Source organism: Agromyces neolithicus, assembly GCF_039529735.1.
GTDB lineage: Bacteria > Actinomycetota > Actinomycetes > Actinomycetales > Microbacteriaceae > Agromyces > Agromyces neolithicus.
Genome location: NZ_BAAANJ010000032.1, coordinates 1 through 1,530 on the forward strand (window position 1 = coordinate 1; position 1,530 = coordinate 1,530).

The following is a 1,530-nucleotide window of genomic DNA, read 5'->3' on the forward strand; positions in this document are numbered from 1 at the left end:
GAAAATTGAGCTTGCTTAGAGTTCAAGTCCCACAGATTCGAGAGGCATCTCGTAGATGCAATTCAAACATGCTCCGGCGGCCGTGTCAGTGTCATTCGATGACCCGAATCTCGTGTCGGCTGCGGGCCTGGTCCCGGTCATGCGGCTCGCCGAGCGGGCGGGCCTGCGTGAGCTTGCGAACACGTGGTTGACCGTGCCGACGGACAAGGGCGCCAACGCCGGGCTGAAGGTCGCTTCGCTCGTGGGCGGCATGGTCGCCGGTGCAGATTCGATCGACGATATGGCCCTGCTCCGTCACGGCGGGATGCGCAAGCTCTTCGCCAAGCTGTACGCACCGTCGACGCTGGGCTCGTTCCTGCGGGCCTTCACGTTCGGTCACGTCCGCCAGCTCGATGCGGTCGCGTCCCGGTTCCTGGCCAACCTGTCCGAAGCAGCACCCGTGCTCGGCGGCGGGGCCGGCGACGGGTGGGTGTTCGTCGACGTCGACGACACGATCATCGAGGTCCACGGGCATCAGAAGCAGGGAGCCGGGTTCGGGTACTCCGGTGTCCGCGGCCTGAACGCACTGATCGCAACAGCGGAGACGACGGTGTCGGCGCCGGTGATCCTCGCGCAACGGCTACGCCGCGGCGGAGCGGGTTCCCCGCGCGGCGCCGCCCAGCTTGTCCGTGACAGTCTGGCCACCCTGCGCCGCCTACCCGGGACCAGGGCCGCCCGGGTGCTGCTCCGAGCCGACTCCGCGTTCTACGGTCACGCCACCATCAGCGCCGCGCTTCGAGCTGGGGTTGCCGTGTCGGTGACCGCACGGATGGACCCCGCGATCAAACGTGCGATCGCGACTATCGCCGACGATGCTTGGGAGGCTATTCAGTACACCGACGCGATCTACGACGAAGACACCCGGCGGTGGATCTCGTCCGCCCAGGTCGCCGAGGTTCCGTTCACCGCGTTCACCTCACGGAAGAAGGCCGAGCAGATCGCCGGGCGTCTGGTCGTGCGGCGGATCCCGGAACTGAACAAGAAGGACCTTGACCACCCGACCCTGTTCGACATGCACCGGTTCCACGCGTTCTTCACCACCAGCACCCTTGACACCGTGACCGCGGACAAAACGCATCGCGGTCACGCGATCATCGAGCAGGTCAACGCCGATCTGAAGCACAGCGCCCTGGCACACCTGCCGTCCGGAGTGTTCAACGCGAACGCCGCCTGGCTCGTCCTCGCCGTGATCGCGTTCAACCTCACCCGTGCCGCCGCGACCATCGCCGGGACCGGCCTGGCCAAAGCCACCACCGCCACGATCCGTCGGAAGCTCATCAGCGTCCCAGCCAGGATCGCGTCCTCGGCACGGCGCATCACCCTGCACCTGCCCGACCGGTGGCCATGGGAAACCGCGTGGACGGCGCTGTTCGATCACGTCGGCGGATCACCGCCACCGGCCCCGACGATCTGACCACCCAGCCGACACCGGCGCGACCAGGACGACCAGTGGAACACCCGGACAGACAGGTCCGGCACTCAACCGCGCCC

General features: G+C 67.1%; 1 protein-coding gene. It reads left to right on the forward strand.

All coding sequences use genetic code 11. The features are described 5' to 3' along the window. Nucleotides 1–55 precede the first annotated feature (55 nt). Nucleotides 56–1,453 carry an IS1380 family transposase gene (locus ABD164_RS17930; RefSeq protein WP_344298065.1) on the forward strand — a complete coding sequence of 466 codons (1,398 nt, stop codon included), beginning with the start codon at nt 56–58 and terminating at the stop codon, nt 1,451–1,453. Nucleotides 1,454–1,530: the final 77 nt, after the last annotated feature.

What these genes read in the sequence shown, in the direction of transcription:
- ABD164_RS17930 (WP_344298065.1), top strand. Translation starts at nt 56, where the DNA reads ATGCAATTCAAACATGCTCCGGCGGCCGTGTCAGTGTCATTCGATGAC.